The sequence below is a fragment of the Streptomyces sp. NPDC006339 genome (assembly GCF_040612775.1).
GTDB lineage: Bacteria > Actinomycetota > Actinomycetes > Streptomycetales > Streptomycetaceae > Streptomyces.
Window position 1 is genome coordinate 1 of sequence record NZ_JBEXQW010000089.1, and the last position, 16,460, is coordinate 16,460.

Sequence of the window (16,460 nt, forward strand, 5' to 3'; positions counted from 1 at the left end):
TGGGAAAGCCCCGCACCTTATGGTGCGGGGCTTTTCTGCGTTCGGGGCCCCGCCGGGCCGCACGCGCGAGCTCAGAGCCGGCCGGCCGCCTTCAGGGCCAGGTAGGCGTCCGCGAGGGCTGGGGCCAGGTCGTCGGGAGCGGCGTCCACGACGGTGACGCCGTGGCGCTGGATGAGCCGCTGCCCAACGGGGACTTCGTCCTGCGGCACGAGGACCTGCTCGCCGAGGCGTTGGAGCGGGTGCGGCGCCAGGGGCCCCCGCGTTCCTGAGCCGGGCTCTCGCGCCCGGGAGCGCTCGCCGCGACGGCCCTAGGGTGAAGCCCATGGGTTACGACTTGGTGGTCTTCGACAACGACGGTGTGCTGGTCGACAGTGAGCCGATCTCCAACCGGCTGCTCGCCGCCTACCTCACGGAGCTCGGGCACCCCACCACGTACGAGGAATCGGTGCGGGACTACATGGGGTCCGCGATGCACCGCATCCACGAGGTGATCGAGGAGCGCAGCGGGCGGCGGTTGCCGGCGGAGTTCGACGACACGTTCCACGCGCGGGTCTTCGCCGCCTTCGAGCGGGAGCTGGAGGCCGTGGCCGGGGCCGCCGACGTGCTCAAGAGGCTGGCCGCGGCGGGCGTCCCGTACTGCGTGGCCTCCTCCGGCAGTCACCGGCGGATCCGCGTCGGGCACCGGAAGACCGGGCTCGACGTGTGGTTCCCGGACGAGATCGTGTTCAGCGCCGAGGACGTCGGGCGCGGCAAGCCGGCGCCCGACCTCTTCCTCCACGCCGCGGAACGCATGGGAGTGGCACCCGAGCGCTGTCTCGTCGTCGAGGACAGTCGGCTCGGGGTCCAGGCCGCCGTCGCGGCCGGGATGGACGTGTACGGCTTCACCGCGATGACGCCCGAGGCGAAGCTGACCGGCGCCACCGGCTTCTTCCGGGCCATGGACGAGCTGCCCGCGATTTTGGGTCTGTGATCCACCTACCCCTCGGTAGGGTGCGGGCCTACGCTGTGCCGCCATGACGGATGCGCGGTTGCGGCGTGGGCGGGGATCCCTGGCGGTCGGCTTCTTCGTGCAGGGGGTCACCTTCGCCCTGCTCGTGACCCGTATCCCGGCGATCCAGGACCGGTACGGGATATCCGACGCGCTCCTTCCGGCGTTCCTGTCCGCCGTGCCGGTGCTCGCCGGGGTGGCCAGCGTCCTCACGGAGAAGCTCGTCGTACGGATCGGCGCCGCGGCCGTACTGCGCTGGTCGCAGCCGGTGGTGCTGCTCGCGCTCCTGGCGGTCGGCGCCGGTACGGGGCTGTGGGCGGTGGCCGTCGCGCTGGGCGTGTTCGGGCTCGCCGTCGGGGCCCTGGACGCGTCCATGAACATGCTGGGGGTGAGCCTCCAGCGGGCGTACGGGCGGAGCATCATGCTCGGTTTCCACGCCGCGTACAGCCTCGGGGGCATCGCCGGTGCCACGCTGGCCTGGGCGGGGGCGCACGGGGACCTGTCGCTGTTCGCGTCCTATCTGCCGGTGGTGGCGGTGCTGCTGCCGGCCGCGCTCGTGGCAAGCCGCTGGTACGCGGCCGGGGAACCGGGCCGCGGACCGGCGGAGACGGAGGAGGAGGCGGAGGGGGCCGGGGCGGGCTCCGGCGGGGGCGCGTTCCGGCTGCTGCTGCCGCTCTGCCTGGTGATGACCTTCGCGTACATCGGGGACTCGACCGTCTCCAACTGGTCGGCGAAGTACCTCCAGGACGTCCTGCACAGCTCGGAGGAGCTGGCGACCGTGCCGTACAACGCGTACATGGTGACGACGCTGCTCGGGCGGGCCGTCGGCGACCTCGGCGTGCGGCGCCTCGGGGCCGTGCTGGTGGTGCGGGGCGGGGCGGTGCTCGCGGCGCTGGGCTTCGCGGTGGTCGCGGTGGCGCCGGGCGCGTGGGCGGGGATGGCCGGGTTCACGGTCCTGGGGCTCGGGCTGAGCGTGATCGTGCCGCAGACCTTCGCCGCGGCGGGCCGCCTGTTCCCCGGGGCGAGCGACGCGGCGGTGGCGCGGCTGAACGTCTTCAACTACGTGGGTTTCCTGATTGGCTCGCCGCTGGTCGGGGCGCTCGGTGAGGCGTGGTCGTACCGGGGGGCGATGCTGGTGCCGATGGTGCTGGTGCTCGTGACGGTGGTGTACGCCACGTCGTTCGCCGCTCCGGGGGCCCGATACGGTGGCGGGCATGAGCGGCCGCGCACTGTTGATGTGGGATGAAGCTGTCACGGGCTACGACTTCGGGCCCGAGCACCCGATGGACCCGGTGCGGCTCGCGCTGACCATGGGGCTGGTGCGGGCGTACGGGCTCGACCGGGCGGTGGACGTGGTGGCGGGGCGGCCGGTCGGCGACTCGACGCTGCGGCTCGTGCACCGCGAGGACTACGTGGCGGCGGTGCGGGCGGCCTCGGCGGATCCGAAGGCCGCGGACCAGGCGTACGGCCTGGGGACCGTGGACGACCCGGCGTTCGCCGGCATGCACGAGGTGTCGGCGCTGATCGCGGGCCAGTCGGTGGGCGCGGCGGAGGCCGTGTGGCGCGGGGAGGCGGCGCACGCGGTGAACTTCGCGGGCGGACTGCACCACGCGATGCCGGGGGCCGCGTCGGGCTTCTGCATCTACAACGACGCGGCGCTGGCGATCGCCCGGCTGCTCGAGCTGGGCGCGGAGCGGGTCGCGTACGTGGACGTGGACGTGCACCACGGGGACGGGGTGCAGGCGGCGTTCTGGGAGGACCCGCGGGTCCTGACGATCTCGCTGCACGAGCACCCGCGGACGCTGTTCCCGCAGACGGGCTGGCCGGAGGAGACGGGCGCGGCCGGCGCGGGCGAGGGCGGGGCGGTGAACGTGGCGCTGCCGGCGGGGACCGGGGACGCGGGGTGGCTGCGGGCCTTCCACGCGGTGGTGCCGGAGCTGCTCGCCGATTTCCGGCCGCAGGTGCTGATCACCCAGCACGGGGCGGACACGCACTTCGAGGACCCGCTGGCGCATCTGGCGGTGTCGCTGGACGCGCAGCGGGCGGTGCAGGAGGCGTGCCACGAGCTGGCGCACGCGCATGTCGAGGGCGGCAGGTGGGTGGCGCTCGGCGGGGGCGGGTACGCGGTGGTGGACGTCGTACCGCGGTCGTGGACGCATCTGGTGGGGATCGCGGCGCACGCTCCGGTGGAGCCGGCGTCGGTGATCCCGTCCTCCTGGCGGGACGAGGTGTACGCGCGGACGCGGCAGCCGGGCCCGATGCGGATGACGGACGGTCGGTGGCCGGTCGGATGGCGCGACTGGGCGGAGGGCTACGACCCTGCGGACCGGCTGGACCAGGCGGTGCTGGCGACGCGTCGGGCGGTGTTCCCGCTGCGGGGGCTGCTGGCCTGAGCCGTACGCCGCCCGCGGACTGGTGCCGGTCGGGCGGGGCACGGGGGCGCGTTACGCCGACTGTGCGGTGTGCGGCCGGTTTTGACCCTGGCCCGGGTGGGGTCCGGCAGCATCGGTCGGGTGCTGAGTACCGGGGCGCTGCGGGCGCATCTGTTGGCGGCCGGGCTGGCCGGGACCGTGGCGACGTCGCGGGAGGTGAGCCTGCGGAGCTATCGGCTGTTCGCCGCGCGGGATCCGCGGGTGACCCTCGGTCTCGATCCGGCCCGGGGGTGGGACGAGGCCGAGCTGCTGCGGCTGATGGCGGACCGGTGCGGGGTGTCGGGTGATCCGGCGCACCGCTCGGGGCTCGACGTGATCGATCCGGAGCGGACCCTCGGGGCGTTGGGGGCGTTCGCGGAGCGGCTCGGGGAGGCGGCGGCGCGGCGGGCTCCGGTGCTCTTCGGGACGGGGCATCCGCACCGGCTCCTGGGTTTCTACGCCGCTCTCGCAGACGCTTTGTCGGCGGCGGGATGTCTTGTTCTCACCCCGGCGCAGGGGAGATGTGTCGACATAACGACCCGGTTCGGTCTACGCACGTACCGGCTCGACTACGTACGGGGTGTCGCGCTGGTGCGAGAACCGGACCTGCCGGCCGCAGGGCGCGAGCCGGGGGCGCACACGCACTCGCCGCTACCGGTCAGGGTGGCGCTCGAAGGCGCTGCCGAGTGCGGCGGGCCGCTTCCGGAGCTGGTGGTGGGGGACCACGGCTGGGTCTGCGGGGCAGGTCAGCTCGGTATCGAGGCCATCGGCCTGGCCGACACGGACGATCCCGCGCTGTTCGTCGGGGAGGCGGAGGGGCAGGTGTCCGTGGCCGTTCCGCTTGATGACGGGGTCCGTTCGGACTACTACCGTCCACTCACTCGCTATGTACTCAATCGAGCGTGTCTGTCACGGTAAACGGCCGATGGCAGCTCCTCTTCCCCACTCGTACCACCCGCCCCTACTCTGGGCGTGAGCGCTCAGCGACGAAGAGTCACCGGAGGGGAAGCCGGTGGGCGTCGTGTGCGGAAGGTACAGGTGGGTCATGGCTGCTGGCGACAGGCCTCTCAACGAGGTGAAGTTCCTGACCGTGGCGGAGGTCGCCTCGGTGATGCGCGTCTCGAAGATGACCGTGTACCGCTTGGTACACAGCGGTCATCTGCCGGCGATCCGGGTGGGAAGGTCCTTCCGGGTGCCGGAACAAGCGGTGCACGAGTACCTGAGGGAGTCCTTCGTGGGGGTGGCGACCGCGTAGCGAGCGCGCGGCCGGAAGCCCGGATCCGCCCTCGGATTACAAGCGGGTCGCTCGGGGCGGTAGGCTAGCCCCTCGTAGGTCGTGTGGGCCCAGACGCCCCGCACCGATCCCCGCTGGCGCGGGGATGTTCCGAGAAGTGAGCGAGGGTAGTCGTGGGCTCTGTTATCAAGAAGCGGCGTAAGCGGATGGCCAAGAAGAAGCACCGCAAGCTGCTCAAGCGCACCCGCGTTCAGCGTCGCAACAAGAAGTAGGCGTCGCTGTAACGACGGCGTTCCGCGCCGGGCGTGGCCCTTCACCGTTCCGCGGTGGGGGGCCACGCTTTTTATTGCGCCGCGACGGGGAGGCGCTACGGTGGCGGTCGACGGAACACCGACGGAATATCCACGGAAGACCCGACGGAAGGCGCTGATCTTGGGCAAGGTCGTGCTCGTCACCGGTGCGGCCCGGCACCTCGGCGCCCGTTTCGTACGGCGCGTCCAGCGGGACCCGGAGGTGGAGCGGGTGGTCGCGGTGGACGCGGTCGAGTCCCCGCACCCGCTCGGCGAGGCCGTGTTCGTCCGGGCGGACATCCGCCTGCCGGCCATCGCCAAGGTCTTGGCCCAGTACGACGTCGACACGGTCGTCCATATGGACGTCACCGGAACGGCGCTGGGCGCCGGCGGCCGTACGTCGGTCAAGGAGACCAACGTCATCGGCACCATGCAGTTGCTCGGCGCCTGCCAGAAGTCGCCCCGGATCAAACGGCTCGTGGTGAAGTCCAGCACCAGCGTCTACGGCTCCGCGCCCCGGGACCCGGCCGTCTTCACGGAGACGACCCCGGCGAAGTCGCTGCCGAGCGGGGGCTTCGCCAAGGACGCGGTCGAGGTCGAGGGCTACGTACGGGGCTTCGCCCGGCGCCGGCCGGACGTGGCGGTGTGCGTGCTGCGGTTCGCGAACATCCTGGGGCCCCGGGTGGACTCGCCGCTTGCCGAGTATCTGGCGCTGCCGGTCCTGCCGACCGTCTTCGGCTACGACCCGCGCCTGCAGTTCGTCCACGAGGACGACGTCATCGACGTCCTGGAGCTCGCGGCGGGCGAGCCGCGCCGGGGCACCCTGAACAGCGGCACGTTCAACGTGGCCGGGGACGGGGTGCTGCTGCTCTCCCAGTGCGCGCGGCGGCTCGGCCGGCCGACGGTGCCGGTGCTGCTGCCCGCGGTCACCTGGGTGGGGCAGGCGCTGCGTACGGTCGGGGTGACCGACTTCTCGCCGGAGCAGATCCGGCTGCTGACGCACGGTCGGGTGGTCTCCACCGTCCAGATGCGCGAGACCCTCGGCTTCGAACCCCGCTACACGACCGCGGAGGCGTTCGCGGACTTCGCCGCGAGCCGCGGGCCGGGACTGCTGCCGCCCGAGCTGCTCGCGGGCGCCGTGGACAGCGTCGCCGGGCGATTCGCCCCCGCGCCGCCGCCCTCCAAGACCGCTGCAGCCGACTAGCCGAAGAGCCGAAGAGGAGCCCAGATCGCGATGGCGGACGCCAAGGTCATTCCGTTCGACGACGACCGGTCACGGGCGCGCCGCAGGCCCCCGGCACGCGGCGGCGGTGCGGAGGCCGCCGTACGGGCCCTCCCGGCCCAGCAGGCGCCCGAGGAGGCGCCCGGGGAGGGACCTGGGGAGGCGCCCGGGGAGGGGCCCGGGGAGGGGCCCGGGGAGGGGCTGCGGGCCGCCGCGCCTCCCGCCGAGCCCCCGGCGCGGGCGGGCTGGGAGCGGAGGCTGGCCGGCGGACTCGCCTTCCTGAGGCGGCGGGTGACCGGTGACTACGAGGTCGACGAGTTCGGCTACGACGAGGAGCTCACCGACCAGGTCCTGATGTCGCTGCTCCGCCCGCTGTACGAGAAGTACTTCCGGGTGGAGGTGAAGGGGGTCGAGAACATCCCGAAGCAGGGCGGCGCCCTGGTGGTGGCCAACCACTCCGGGACGCTGCCGCTGGACGGCCTGATGATGCAGGTCGCCGTCCACGACCACCACCCGGCCGGCCGGCACCTGCGGCTGCTCGCCGCCGACCTGGTCTTCATGCTCCCGGTGGTCAACGAGCTGGCCCGCAAGGCGGGGCACACCCTGGCCTGCGCGGAGGACGCGGAGCGGCTGCTGCGGGCCGGTGAGGTCGTCGGGGTGATGCCGGAGGGCTTCAAGGGCATCGGGAAGCCGTTCTCCGAGCGGTACAAGCTCCAGCGCTTCGGGCGGGGCGGCTTCGTGTCGACGGCGCTGCGGGCCGGGGTGCCGATCGTGCCGTGCTCGATCGTGGGCGCCGAGGAGATCTATCCGATGCTGGGCAACGCCAAGACGCTGGCGCGGGTGCTCGGCCTGCCGTACTTCCCGCTGACCCCGACCTTCCCGTGGCTGGGGCCGCTGGGCGCGCTGCCGTTGCCGACGAAGTGGACGATCCAGTTCGGTGAGCCGATCCCGACGGACGGCTATCCGCTGGAGGCGGCGGAGGACCCGATGCTGATGTTCAACCTGACCGACCAGGTACGGGAACAGATCCAGCACGCGCTCTACAAGCTGCTGGTGCAGCGGAGGTCGGTCTTCTTCTGACCGTACGCGTGCGCGCCGTACGGGGAAGGGGGGTGCCGTCCCGACGGACGGCACCCCCCTTCCCCGTATCGCCGTTACTGCGCGTCGCTGCTGTCGATGCCGAGGCCCGGCAGCAGGCCCGGCAGGATGGGCGGGATCTCCACGTCCGGGACGCGGGAGGTGGGGTCCTCGCCGGACGACGGCGTGCTCGGGCCCGTGTGCGGCGGGTCGAGCAGGCCGCCCGTGTTGCCGCCCAGGAGTCCGTCGTCCTCCGGTGCGCCCGTGCCCGGGCCGGAACCGGAGGGTCCGGGCTGGGTGGGGTCGCCGCCCGTCGAGGGGGCGGCGGGTGAGGTGTGCGACTGCCGGGGGTCGGCGGTCGGGGTGTTTCGCGGCGCGCTCGGGTCGCCGGAACCGATGGAGCCGCGCTCGGGGGTGCGCGGGAGCACGGACTGGAGCGGCTCGACCTCTTCGTCTATGGCGTCGAAGACGTCGCTCACCTCGTTGCCGACGTCCGTCAACTGGACCGGCAGCCGGTCGCGCAGTCCGTCCCAGGTGGCCCGGTGGGCCTGGGCGAAGGAGTTGAGCCGGGCCATGGGGCCGATCTCGCCGTCCCGTTCATAGGCACGGCGGAGCAGGCGGTGGCCCTCGGAGGCGTCGTGCTTCATGCCGCCGAGGACGCGACGGATCTCGTTGAGCGATTCGTGGTCGAGGTCGCCGGAGCGGCCTCGCTCCATGAGTCTGCGGGCCTCGCTCAGACGGGTGGACGCCTGGTCGAGATAGATCCCGCCCCGGTCGGCGTCGTCGTCCGCCATCCCGAGCTTGATGTCCTCCATGCCGCGCTTCAGCCCGTAGAGGGAGTCACCGGGGAGGGCGTCGGAGCTGGCGGCGGCCACTCCGCTGAACGCTCCCGCGGCCACACCGACGGTGAGGCCGCCGGCGGCGAGCCCCTTGGTCCAGCGGGACCGTGGGCGCAACTTCCTGAGCGGGGAGGCCCGGTGGGCTCCCCGGCCGACGGTCCGCTGCTCCGGCACCGTAGGGCCCGCGCCCGCGCTCCCTTCCGCGAGCATCGCTTCCATGGCGGCGACGAGCTGAGCCCGCTGCACCACCTTGACCTCGGGGTCCATCTCCGGCTTCGGCAACGCGCCGAGACCGTTCGCCAGGGCCAACAGCCGTCCGTGATCGGCCGCTTCGGCCGATGCCTCGGGCTGCTCGGCCGCCGCGCCCTCGGACGTCCGATCCTCCAGGGCCTGGGCGAAGGCGTTCGCCCGCCGGTGCGCCGAAACGTTCGCGATCACTGGCGGCACCTCCTCTCGTCATGACGGTCGACTCCCCGGGGGGTTCGGAAGGTTGCACACCTTGAGCGCATCCACACGAAAGAGTGAGTGGACGTGGACATGGCGTGACCACAGGGAGCCTGCATTTCGCACAACGAGCGGCGCGGCACTTGGGTTACGCGCGAAAGATGATCGGACCAGTGCGTCATCGAGGCGTCACCGACTGTGAGTTGGGCGGGGGTCGTGGTGGTGTGGGGGGTGAGGCCGGGCGGGGACGGCGGGACGGGCCGACGGGACGCGTGTGGGGGGAGCGGAGCGCTCAGCGGGCGTCGTCCGGGAGGAGGCGGGCCAGGGTGCGGACGGCCCGGTACTGCAGGGTCTTGATGGCGCCCTCGTTCTTCCCCATGACCCGGGCGGTCTCGGCGACCGAGAGGCCCTGGAGGAAGCGGAGGGTCACGCACTCCTGCTGCTGCGGGTTGAGGCGGCGGACGGCGTCGAGGAGGGCGGCGTTGGAGAGGGACTCGAGGACGGAGTCCTCCGGGCTGCGCTCGACCTCGTTGGCGTCGAGCATCTCGCCGGTGGTGACCTCCAGACGGAAGCGGCTCGACTTGAAGTGGTCGGCGACCAGGTTGCGGGCGATCGTGACCAGCCAGGCGCCGAAGTCGCGGCCCTGCCAGGTGAAGGTGGAGATCCGGCGCAGGGCGCGCAGGAACGTCTCGCTGGTGAGGTCCTCCGCCGTCGCCTTTCCGCCGACGCGGTAGTAGATGTAGCGGTAGACGGTGTCGCTGTACTGGTCGTAGAGACGGCCGAATGCCTCGGCCTCGCCCGCCTGGGCGCGCTCGACCAGGTCCATCATGCGGGCGCTGTCGCTGTCGGCGGTGGGCCGGCGGGCGGCGGTCGAGGTTCCGGCGCCGCCCCGGGTGCCGCGTCTGCCGACAGCGGCACCGCTCTCGGCGAGGGCGTAGCAAGGACCGGCGGGTGCCGGCCCTGCGAAGGCGGGCCCGCTGAAGGCGGGTGCGAGGCCGGCGTACGCGGTGGGGACGAAGCCGCGCAAGTGGTCGAGGACCGTTGCGCGCAGCGTAGCCAGGCCCGAGGCGTCAACCCCGACGTGTGGGTACACGGGACTCCCAGAGGCAGAGCTTCCATCACGTGCAGTGCGGGACCGTTCACTCGTCGTGGCGACGTGAGGGTTCCGGTGTGCGTCTGAGGAGAATAACGCTTCGTACAGGCGGCGCTACACCCAGTTGCTCAAATCATCGATTCAGTCGTATCCGTTACCGCTTGCTGACGGAACGAGGTGTAGTTGATGACTGATTGTTGATCGGTTTGCTTCCGAGTGTGATCAAGGGCGCAGTCGGTTGTGCTCAAGTGCGGGACGGGTGCGTGATCGGGGCCGCTGCCGGGTAGGGAGTGCGGAATGCCCGGGGGTCGACCTGTGCGGGGCTGTTCGACCACGTACGGGTGAGGGGCGCCGGTCCCGGGTTGTCGCAGATGATCGCGGACGAAACGTATCGGCGGGATCCGGCCGTGGCTCAGCGGCGGCGGCGGTGCAGGGCGAGCGCGGCGGCGGTGCCGCCGGCGAGGGCGCCGACGCCCGCGGCGGCCGGGATGCCGACCTTGGCCGCCTTGCGGCCGGTCCGGTAGTCGCGCAGCCGCCAGTCGCGCTCCTTGGCGTACCGGCGCAGCTTGGTGTCCGGGTTGATGGCGTAGGGGTGGCCGACCAGCGACAGCATCGGGATGTCGTTGTGCGAGTCGCTGTACGCGGCGCAGCGCGCGAGGTCCAGGCCCTCGGCGGCGGCCAGCGCGCGCACCGCCTCGGCCTTGGCCGGGCCGTGCAGGGGCTCGCCGACCAGCTTGCCGGTGTAGACGCCGTCGACGGACTCGGCGACCGTGCCGAGCGCGCCGGTGAGACCGAGGCGGCGGGCGATGATCGTGGCGGTCTCGACGGGGGCGGCGGTGACCAGCCAGACCTTCTGGCCCGCGTCCAGGTGCGCCTGGGCGAGGGCGCGGGTGCCGGGCCAGATCCGGTCGGCCATGTACTCGTCGTAGATCTCCTCGCCGATCGACATCAGCTCAGAGACGCGGTGGCCCTTGACGATGGACAGGGCGCTCTCGCGGGCGTCCTGCATGTGCTCGGGGTCCTCGACGCCGGCGAGCCGGAACCACGCCTGCTGCCAGGCGAAGCGGGCCAGCTCGCGGCGCTGGAAGAACTTCCGCTTGTACAGGCCGCGGCCGAAGTGGAAGATCGCGGCGCCCTGCATGACGGTGTTGTCGAGGTCGAAGAAGGCCGCGGCCCGCACATCGCCGGCGACCGGGAACTCGGGTTCGGCGGGCGCGGCGGCGGCCGCGGCCGCCTCTCGCTCCAGCTCCAGCTCGTGCGAGGTCTTGCGGGCCGCCTCGGCGGCGGCCTCGCCTGCCAGGACGCTGCGCGCGGTGGCGGAGCGCCTACGGGGGGTGAGCCATCCCAGAGCGGCCATGCCGTGAGCATAGCCAGTCTGTTCGGAACTTCCGGACGTGCGGGGATGCCGTGGCGTGAACACCGGGCGGCGCCCGCGTTTCCCCGCGGCGCGCAGAATGGACGGCATGTTCGGTCGTACGAAGAAGAAGAGCGGTCCGCGAACGGTGACGCTGATCGGCAAGCCGGGGTGCCACCTGTGCGACGACGCCAGGGCGGTGATCGAGTCCGTCTGCGCGGAGACGGGAGCACTCTGGGAGGAGAAGGACATCACCCAGGACGAGGAGCTGCACCGGGCGTACTGGGAGCAGATCCCGGTCGTTCTGGTCGACGGCGAACAGCACACCTTCTGGCGTGTCGACGCCGGACGGCTCCGTCGCGAACTGGGTGCCTGACCGAAAGACGGCTACCATCGTGCACGTTTTGTTGGGTTTCGGGGGCGGCGTCGTAAGGAGAGTGTGCGGTTTTGCCCCCGTCGGGTTCTCAACGCGTCGACGTCGTCCGCGGTTCCGTTCCGGCGCGAACCGGTCGCGTGACCCCGGTCACTTTGGCCAGACAAAACGGACACCATCTTTGTGCACGCGTTCACAAAGACATAGCCTGCATTCGACGGGGCGGTCCTGGGACACACGGCCGCCTACAGCCCCGCTCATCCCGCAGGAGCACCGTGGCAACTGGCCGAACTCACCGACCGGCGACCCGTAGCCGAGGAATTCCCGAGGCCACCGTCGCCCGCCTTCCGCTGTATCTGCGTGCCCTCACGGCACTGTCGGAGCGCTCCGTTCCCACGGTCTCCTCCGAGGAGCTCGCGGCCGCCGCGGGGGTCAACTCCGCGAAGCTGCGCAAGGACTTCAGCTACCTCGGTTCGTACGGGACGCGCGGCGTCGGCTACGACGTCGAGTACCTCGTCTACCAGATCTCCCGCGAGCTCGGGCTCACCCAGGACTGGCCCGTGGTCATCGTCGGCATCGGTAACCTCGGCGCCGCCCTCGCGGGCTACGGCGGTTTCGCCTCCCGCGGCTTCCGCGTCGCCGCGCTGATCGACGCCGACCCCGCCATGACCGGCAAGCCGGTCGCCGGGATCCCCGTCCAGCACAGCGACGACCTCGAGAAGATCATCAGCGAGGACGGCGTCTCCATCGGCGTCATCGCCACCCCGGCCGGCGTCGCCCAGCAGGTCTGCGACCGCCTCGTGGCCGCCGGTGTCACCTCCATCCTGAACTTCGCCCCGACCGTGCTGTCCGTGCCCGACGGCGTGGACGTGCGCAAGGTCGACCTCTCCATCGAGCTGCAGATCCTCGCCTTCCACGAGCAGCGCAAGGCCGGCGAGGAGTCGGGCGCCGAGGCCGGTGCCGAACCGGCCGCCGAGCCCGGCGCCGACACCCCCGCCGTACCGCCCGCCGCCCGTGCCGCGGAGGACGCCGGCCGCAAGGGACCCGACGGGGACATGCCCGCCGTGATGCCGGCATGAGCCTCCTCGTCGTCGGCCTCAGCCACCGCAGCGCCCCCGTCAGCGTCCTGGAGCGGGCCGCCCTCTCCCCGGACGCCCGGATCAAGCTGCTCCACGACACCCTCGCCGCCGAACCGGCCGCCGAGGGCGCCGTCCTGGCCACGTGCAACCGCATCGAGCTCTACGCCGACGTGGACAAGTTCCACGCCGGTGTCGCCGAGCTGTCCACCCTGCTCGCCCAGCACAGCGGCGTCGGCCTCGAAGAGCTCACCCCTTATCTCTATGTGCACTACGAGGACCGGGCCGTCCACCACCTCTTCTCGGTGGCCTGCGGCCTCGACTCCATGGTCGTCGGCGAGGGACAGATCCTCGGCCAGATCAAGGACGCCCTCGCCACCGGCCAGGAGCTGCACACCGCCGGCCGCCTCCTGAACGACCTGTTCCAGCAGGCACTGCGGGTCGGCAAGCGCGCCCACAGCGAGACCGGCATCGACCGGGCCGGGCAGTCGCTCGTCACCTTCGGACTCGAGCAGCTCGCCGACGGCACCGACGTCGACACCTGGGCCAAGGGCAAGCACGCCCTGGTCATCGGCGCCGGCTCGATGTCCTCGCTGGCCGCCGCGACCCTCGCCCGGGCCGGCGTCGGCGAGATCGTCATCGCCAACCGCACCATGGAGCGCGCCGACCGGCTCGTGGAGATCCTCACCGAGCCCGGAGGGACGGGCGTGTCCGCGCGCGCGGCCGAGATGGTTGCCGTCGGCGACGAACTGGCCCGGGCCGACATCGTCGTCTCCTGCACCGGCGCCACCGGCCTCGTCCTCACCGGCGAGCACGTGGAGACCGCCCTGCGCGGCCGCACCGCCCCTCTCCACCTGCTCGACCTGGCCATGCCCCGCGACATCGACGCCGCCGCCCACCGCATGCCGGGCGTCCGCCTCGTCGACATCGAATCGCTGGCCGAAGCCTCCGCCGACGCGCCCATGGCCGCCGACGTCGACCAGGTGCGCACCATCGTCGCCGACGAGGTCGCCGCCTTCGGCGCCGCCCAGCGCGCCGCCCACATCACGCCGACCGTGGTCGCCCTGCGCGCCATGGCCGCCGACGTGGTGGCCGGCGAGATCGCCCGCCTCGAAGGCCGGCTGCCCGGCCTCGACGACAAGCAGCGCGCCGAGATCACCCAGACCGTGCGGCGCGTGGTCGACAAGCTGCTGCACGCGCCCACCGTGCGCGTCAAGCAGCTCGCCAGCGAGCCCGGCGGCGCCGGGTACGCCGACGCGCTGCGCACACTCTTCGACCTCGACCCGGAGACGGTTGCCTCTGTCAGCCGGGCCGACCTGAACGACGGCGACGTCAAGAACCGAGGGCGAGTATGACCGAGAGGGCACTGAGGCTCGGGACCAGGCGCAGCAAGCTCGCCATGTCCCAGTCCGGACATGTGGCCGACGCCGTCCGGCGGCTGACCGGCCGGCCCGTCGAGCTCGTGGAGATCACGACGTACGGGGACACCTCCCGCGAGCACCTCGCGCAGATCGGCGGCACCGGCGTCTTCGTCGCCGCCCTGCGCGACGCGCTGCTCGCCGGCGAGATCGACTTCGCCGTGCACTCCCTCAAGGACCTGCCGACCGCCCGGCACCCCGACCTGGTGCTGGCGGCGATCCCCGAGCGCGAGGACCCGCGCGATGTCCTCGTCGCCCGGCCCGGCCTCACGCTGGCGACGCTCCCGGCCGGCGCCCGCGTCGGCACCGGCTCCCCGCGCCGCATGGCCCAGCTCAACGCGTACGCGCGCAGCCACGGCCTGACCATCGAGACCGTACCGATCCGGGGCAACATCGACACCCGCGTCGGCTATGTACGCAGCGGAGAACTGGACGCGGTGGTACTCGCCGCGGCCGGACTCAACCGCATCGGCGGGACCGAGGAGCTCACCGGCTCCCTGTCGGTCGACCACCTGTCGGTCGACACGGTCCTGCCCGCCCCCGGCCAGGGGGCCCTGGCCGTCGAGTGCGCGGCGTCCGCCGCCGACCTCGTCGCCACGCTCGCCGAGCTCGACGACCCGTACACCCGGGCCGCCGTGACCGCCGAGCGATCCCTGCTCGCCGCCCTGGAGGCCGGCTGCTCCGCACCCGTGGGTGCGCTGGCCGACCTGCTGGCCGACGGCCCCGGTCACGGGCAGGTTGTCACCGAAATGCGCCTTCGCGGCGTCGTCGGCACCACCGACGGCACCACGCTGGTGCAGCTGTCCACCACCGGTTCCGTACCCACCTCCTACGACGAGGCGGTGGCACTCGGACGCGAACTCGCGGACGAGATGCTCGCCAAGGGTGCGGCCGGTCTTATGGGGGAGCGAGCACTTTGAGCCCCACCAGCCCGACCACCAGCCCCGCGCCCGCCGCCTTCACCGGCCACGGACACGTCACCTTCCTCGGCGCCGGACCCGGCGACCCCGGACTGCTGACGCTCCGGGCCGTCGACGCCCTGGCCGGCGCGGACGTCCTGATCGCCGAGCCGGAGGTGCTCGAAGTCGTCCGCGGCCATGCCCGTCCGGGCGTGAGCACGCCTGAGCTGACGGTTGTCGACGAGGCGTCAACAACCGTCGGTGTCCCCGTGTTGAGGGATGCGACCAATCTTGTCATGGAGGCCGCGCGCGGCGGCAAGCGGGTCGTCCGTGCGGTGACCGGCGACCCCGGCCTCGACGGCAACGCGGGCCAGGAGATGCTGGCCTGCGCTGCCGAGGGCATCCCCTTCGAGGTCGTGCCCGGCGTGGCGACGGCGGTGGGCGTGCCCGCGTACGCCGGTGTACCGCTGCGCGACGCGCAGGGCACCGACGTCCGCTTCGTCGACGCCCGCACCGCCGACGACCGCTGCTGGGCCGAGGTCGGCGCCTCCGACGGCACCGTCGTCGTCTCCACCTCGCTCGACGCGGTGGCGGCGGCCGCCGGTGAACTGGTGGCGGCCGGCCGTAAGCCGGACACCCCCCTCACCGTCACCATCGCCGGTACGACGACGCGGCAGCGCACCTGGACCGCGACGCTCGGCACCATCGCCCAGGTCTTCAAGCAGGGCAAGGTGCTCCCCTCGCCCGAGGGCCACCGGCCGGCGATAGCCGTGGTCGGCGAGCGCAGCGCCCCGGCGCAGCGGGACCAGTTGTCCTGGTTCGAGTCCAAGCCGCTCTTCGGCTGGCGGGTCCTCGTGCCGCGCACCAAGGAACAGGCCGCGTCGCTCTCCGACCAGTTGCGCTCGTACGGCGCCGTGCCGCACGAGGTGCCGACCATCGCCGTCGAGCCGCCGCGCACCCCGCAGCAGATGGAGCGGGCGGTCAAGGGCCTGGTCACCGGCCGCTACGAGTGGATCGCCTTCACCTCGGTCAACGCCGTCAAGGCGGTCCGGGAGAAGTTCGAGGAGTACGGGCTCGACGCCCGCGCCTTCGCGGGGATCAAGGTCGCGGCGGTGGGCGAACAGACCGCCAAGGCACTGATCGACTTCGGTGTGAAGCCGGACCTGGTGCCCAGCGGCGAGCAGTCCGCGGCCGGCCTCCTGGAGGACTGGCCCCCGTACGACCCGGTCTTCGACCCCATCGACCGCGTCTTCCTGCCGCGCGCCGACATCGCCACCGAGACGCTGGTCGCGGGCCTGATCGAGCTCGGCTGGGAGGTCGACGACGTCACCGCCTACCGGACGGTGCGCGCGTCGCCGCCGCCGGCGGACACGCGCGAGGCGATCAAGGGCGGCGGCTTCGACGCGGTGCTCTTCACCTCGTCGTCGACCGTGCGGAACCTGGTCGGCATCGCCGGCAAGCCGCACAACGTGACCGTCATCGCCTGCATCGGCCCCGCCACCGCGAAGACGGCGGAGGAGCACGGCCTGCGGGTCGACGTCCTCTCGCCGGAACCGTCCGTCCACAAGCTGGCCGAGGCGCTGGCGGAGTTCGGCATGCGGCGCCGCGAGGCGGCGCTGGAGGCGGGGGATCCGGTGACGCGGCCGAGCGAGCGGAGGCCGGGGGCGCGCAGGCGCCGGACGACGTAGTCGTCCCTGCCGCTGCCCGCGGGGCGCGGGTCCCTTGACGGGTGATCGGCAGAT

17 protein-coding genes are annotated in these 16,460 nt (G+C 72.4%); 13 read left to right on the top strand and 4 right to left on the bottom strand.

Annotation, left to right across the window (positions count from 1 at the left end; translation table 11 throughout):
- Window positions 1-71: 71 nt before the first annotated feature.
- The gene (locus ABZ135_RS37620; RefSeq protein WP_356702732.1) at window positions 72-209 is read right to left on the bottom strand and encodes a hypothetical protein; all 138 of its coding nucleotides are present in this window, start codon (window positions 207-209) and stop codon (window positions 72-74) included.
- Window positions 210-322: 113 nt separating this feature from the next.
- Between ABZ135_RS37620 and ABZ135_RS37625 the strand changes: the two genes are divergently transcribed.
- The 8 genes from ABZ135_RS37625 (at window position 323) to ABZ135_RS37660 (ending at window position 7,225) form a co-directional block, all read left to right on the top strand.
- Window positions 323-970 carry an HAD family hydrolase gene (locus ABZ135_RS37625; protein ID WP_356702706.1) on the top strand — a complete coding sequence of 216 codons (648 nt, stop codon included), beginning with the start codon at window positions 323-325 and terminating at the stop codon, window positions 968-970.
- A gap of 43 nt (window positions 971-1,013) precedes the next feature.
- Window positions 1,014-2,234 (top strand): MFS transporter, encoded by a 1,221-nt coding sequence (locus ABZ135_RS37630; RefSeq protein WP_356702708.1) that lies wholly within the window; start codon window positions 1,014-1,016, stop codon window positions 2,232-2,234.
- A complete protein-coding gene (locus ABZ135_RS37635; protein WP_356702710.1) occupies window positions 2,203-3,381 on the top strand; it encodes an acetoin utilization protein AcuC in 1,179 nt (392 codons plus the stop codon). The genes ABZ135_RS37630 and ABZ135_RS37635 overlap by 32 nt, the downstream gene beginning before the upstream one ends.
- A 120-nt stretch (window positions 3,382-3,501) precedes the next feature.
- The gene (locus ABZ135_RS37640; RefSeq protein ID WP_356702711.1) at window positions 3,502-4,317 is read left to right on the top strand and encodes a phosphatase; all 816 of its coding nucleotides are present in this window, start codon (window positions 3,502-3,504) and stop codon (window positions 4,315-4,317) included.
- Between the two features lie 127 nt (window positions 4,318-4,444).
- On the top strand, window positions 4,445-4,654 hold the full coding sequence (locus tag ABZ135_RS37645) for a helix-turn-helix domain-containing protein (RefSeq protein ID WP_046910004.1): 210 nt from the start codon (window positions 4,445-4,447) through the stop codon (window positions 4,652-4,654).
- Between the two features lie 152 nt (window positions 4,655-4,806).
- A complete protein-coding gene (locus ABZ135_RS37650; protein ID WP_003948845.1) occupies window positions 4,807-4,905 on the top strand; it encodes an AURKAIP1/COX24 domain-containing protein in 99 nt (32 codons plus the stop codon).
- Window positions 4,906-5,065: 160 nt separating this feature from the next.
- Entirely contained in the window at window positions 5,066-6,127 is a 1,062-nt protein-coding gene (locus ABZ135_RS37655; protein ID WP_356702714.1) for an NAD-dependent epimerase/dehydratase family protein, read from the top strand.
- A gap of 30 nt (window positions 6,128-6,157) precedes the next feature.
- On the top strand, window positions 6,158-7,225 hold the full coding sequence (locus ABZ135_RS37660; protein ID WP_356702715.1) for a lysophospholipid acyltransferase family protein: 1,068 nt from the start codon (window positions 6,158-6,160) through the stop codon (window positions 7,223-7,225).
- Window positions 7,226-7,299: 74 nt separating this feature from the next.
- Here ABZ135_RS37660 and ABZ135_RS37665 read toward each other — a convergent pair whose 3' ends face one another.
- The 3 genes from ABZ135_RS37665 to ABZ135_RS37675 all read right to left on the bottom strand — a co-directional run bounded on the left by ABZ135_RS37665 (window position 7,300) and on the right by ABZ135_RS37675 (window position 10,955).
- Window positions 7,300-8,499, bottom strand: a complete 1,200-nt coding sequence (locus tag ABZ135_RS37665) for a DUF5667 domain-containing protein (protein WP_356702717.1) — start codon at window positions 8,497-8,499, stop codon at window positions 7,300-7,302.
- Between the two features lie 298 nt (window positions 8,500-8,797).
- Window positions 8,798-9,598 (bottom strand): ECF subfamily RNA polymerase sigma factor, BldN family, encoded by an 801-nt coding sequence (locus ABZ135_RS37670; RefSeq protein WP_356702719.1) that lies wholly within the window; start codon window positions 9,596-9,598, stop codon window positions 8,798-8,800.
- Window positions 9,599-10,010: 412 nt separating this feature from the next.
- Entirely contained in the window at window positions 10,011-10,955 is a 945-nt protein-coding gene (locus ABZ135_RS37675) for an HAD-IB family hydrolase (protein ID WP_356702721.1), read from the bottom strand.
- Window positions 10,956-11,052: 97 nt separating this feature from the next.
- Here ABZ135_RS37675 and ABZ135_RS37680 point away from each other — a divergent pair, with 97 nt between their 5' ends.
- From ABZ135_RS37680 to ABZ135_RS37700, 5 genes are all read left to right on the top strand, one after another.
- Window positions 11,053-11,328 (top strand): glutaredoxin family protein, encoded by a 276-nt coding sequence (locus ABZ135_RS37680; protein ID WP_356702723.1) that lies wholly within the window; start codon window positions 11,053-11,055, stop codon window positions 11,326-11,328.
- Between the two features lie 272 nt (window positions 11,329-11,600).
- Window positions 11,601-12,404, top strand: a complete 804-nt coding sequence (locus tag ABZ135_RS37685; RefSeq protein WP_356702724.1) for a redox-sensing transcriptional repressor Rex — start codon at window positions 11,601-11,603, stop codon at window positions 12,402-12,404.
- Window positions 12,401-13,756 (top strand): glutamyl-tRNA reductase, encoded by a 1,356-nt coding sequence (locus ABZ135_RS37690; protein ID WP_356702726.1) that lies wholly within the window; start codon window positions 12,401-12,403, stop codon window positions 13,754-13,756. The genes ABZ135_RS37685 and ABZ135_RS37690 overlap by 4 nt, the downstream gene beginning before the upstream one ends.
- Window positions 13,753-14,739, top strand: coding sequence for a hydroxymethylbilane synthase (gene hemC, locus ABZ135_RS37695; protein ID WP_356702728.1), 987 nt, complete (start codon window positions 13,753-13,755; stop codon window positions 14,737-14,739). The genes ABZ135_RS37690 and hemC overlap by 4 nt, the downstream gene beginning before the upstream one ends.
- A complete protein-coding gene (locus tag ABZ135_RS37700; protein WP_356702730.1) occupies window positions 14,736-16,406 on the top strand; it encodes a uroporphyrinogen-III synthase in 1,671 nt (556 codons plus the stop codon). The genes hemC and ABZ135_RS37700 overlap by 4 nt, the downstream gene beginning before the upstream one ends.
- Window positions 16,407-16,460: the final 54 nt, after the last annotated feature.

Excerpts from the sequence above, each read along its gene's own strand:
- ABZ135_RS37675 (WP_356702721.1), bottom strand. The coding sequence starts at position 10,955 with ATGGCCGCTCTGGGATGGCTCACCCCCCGTAGGCGCTCCGCCACCGCG.
- ABZ135_RS37680 (WP_356702723.1), top strand. The coding sequence starts at position 11,053 with ATGGACGGCATGTTCGGTCGTACGAAGAAGAAGAGCGGTCCGCGAACG.
- ABZ135_RS37625 (WP_356702706.1), top strand. The coding sequence starts at position 323 with ATGGGTTACGACTTGGTGGTCTTCGACAACGACGGTGTGCTGGTCGAC.
- hemC (WP_356702728.1), top strand. The coding sequence starts at position 13,753 with ATGACCGAGAGGGCACTGAGGCTCGGGACCAGGCGCAGCAAGCTCGCC.
- ABZ135_RS37635 (WP_356702710.1), top strand. The coding sequence starts at position 2,203 with ATGAGCGGCCGCGCACTGTTGATGTGGGATGAAGCTGTCACGGGCTAC.
- ABZ135_RS37630 (WP_356702708.1), top strand. The coding sequence starts at position 1,014 with ATGACGGATGCGCGGTTGCGGCGTGGGCGGGGATCCCTGGCGGTCGGC.
- ABZ135_RS37660 (WP_356702715.1), top strand. The coding sequence starts at position 6,158 with ATGGCGGACGCCAAGGTCATTCCGTTCGACGACGACCGGTCACGGGCG.
- ABZ135_RS37645 (WP_046910004.1), top strand. The coding sequence starts at position 4,445 with ATGGCTGCTGGCGACAGGCCTCTCAACGAGGTGAAGTTCCTGACCGTG.
- ABZ135_RS37690 (WP_356702726.1), top strand. The coding sequence starts at position 12,401 with ATGAGCCTCCTCGTCGTCGGCCTCAGCCACCGCAGCGCCCCCGTCAGC.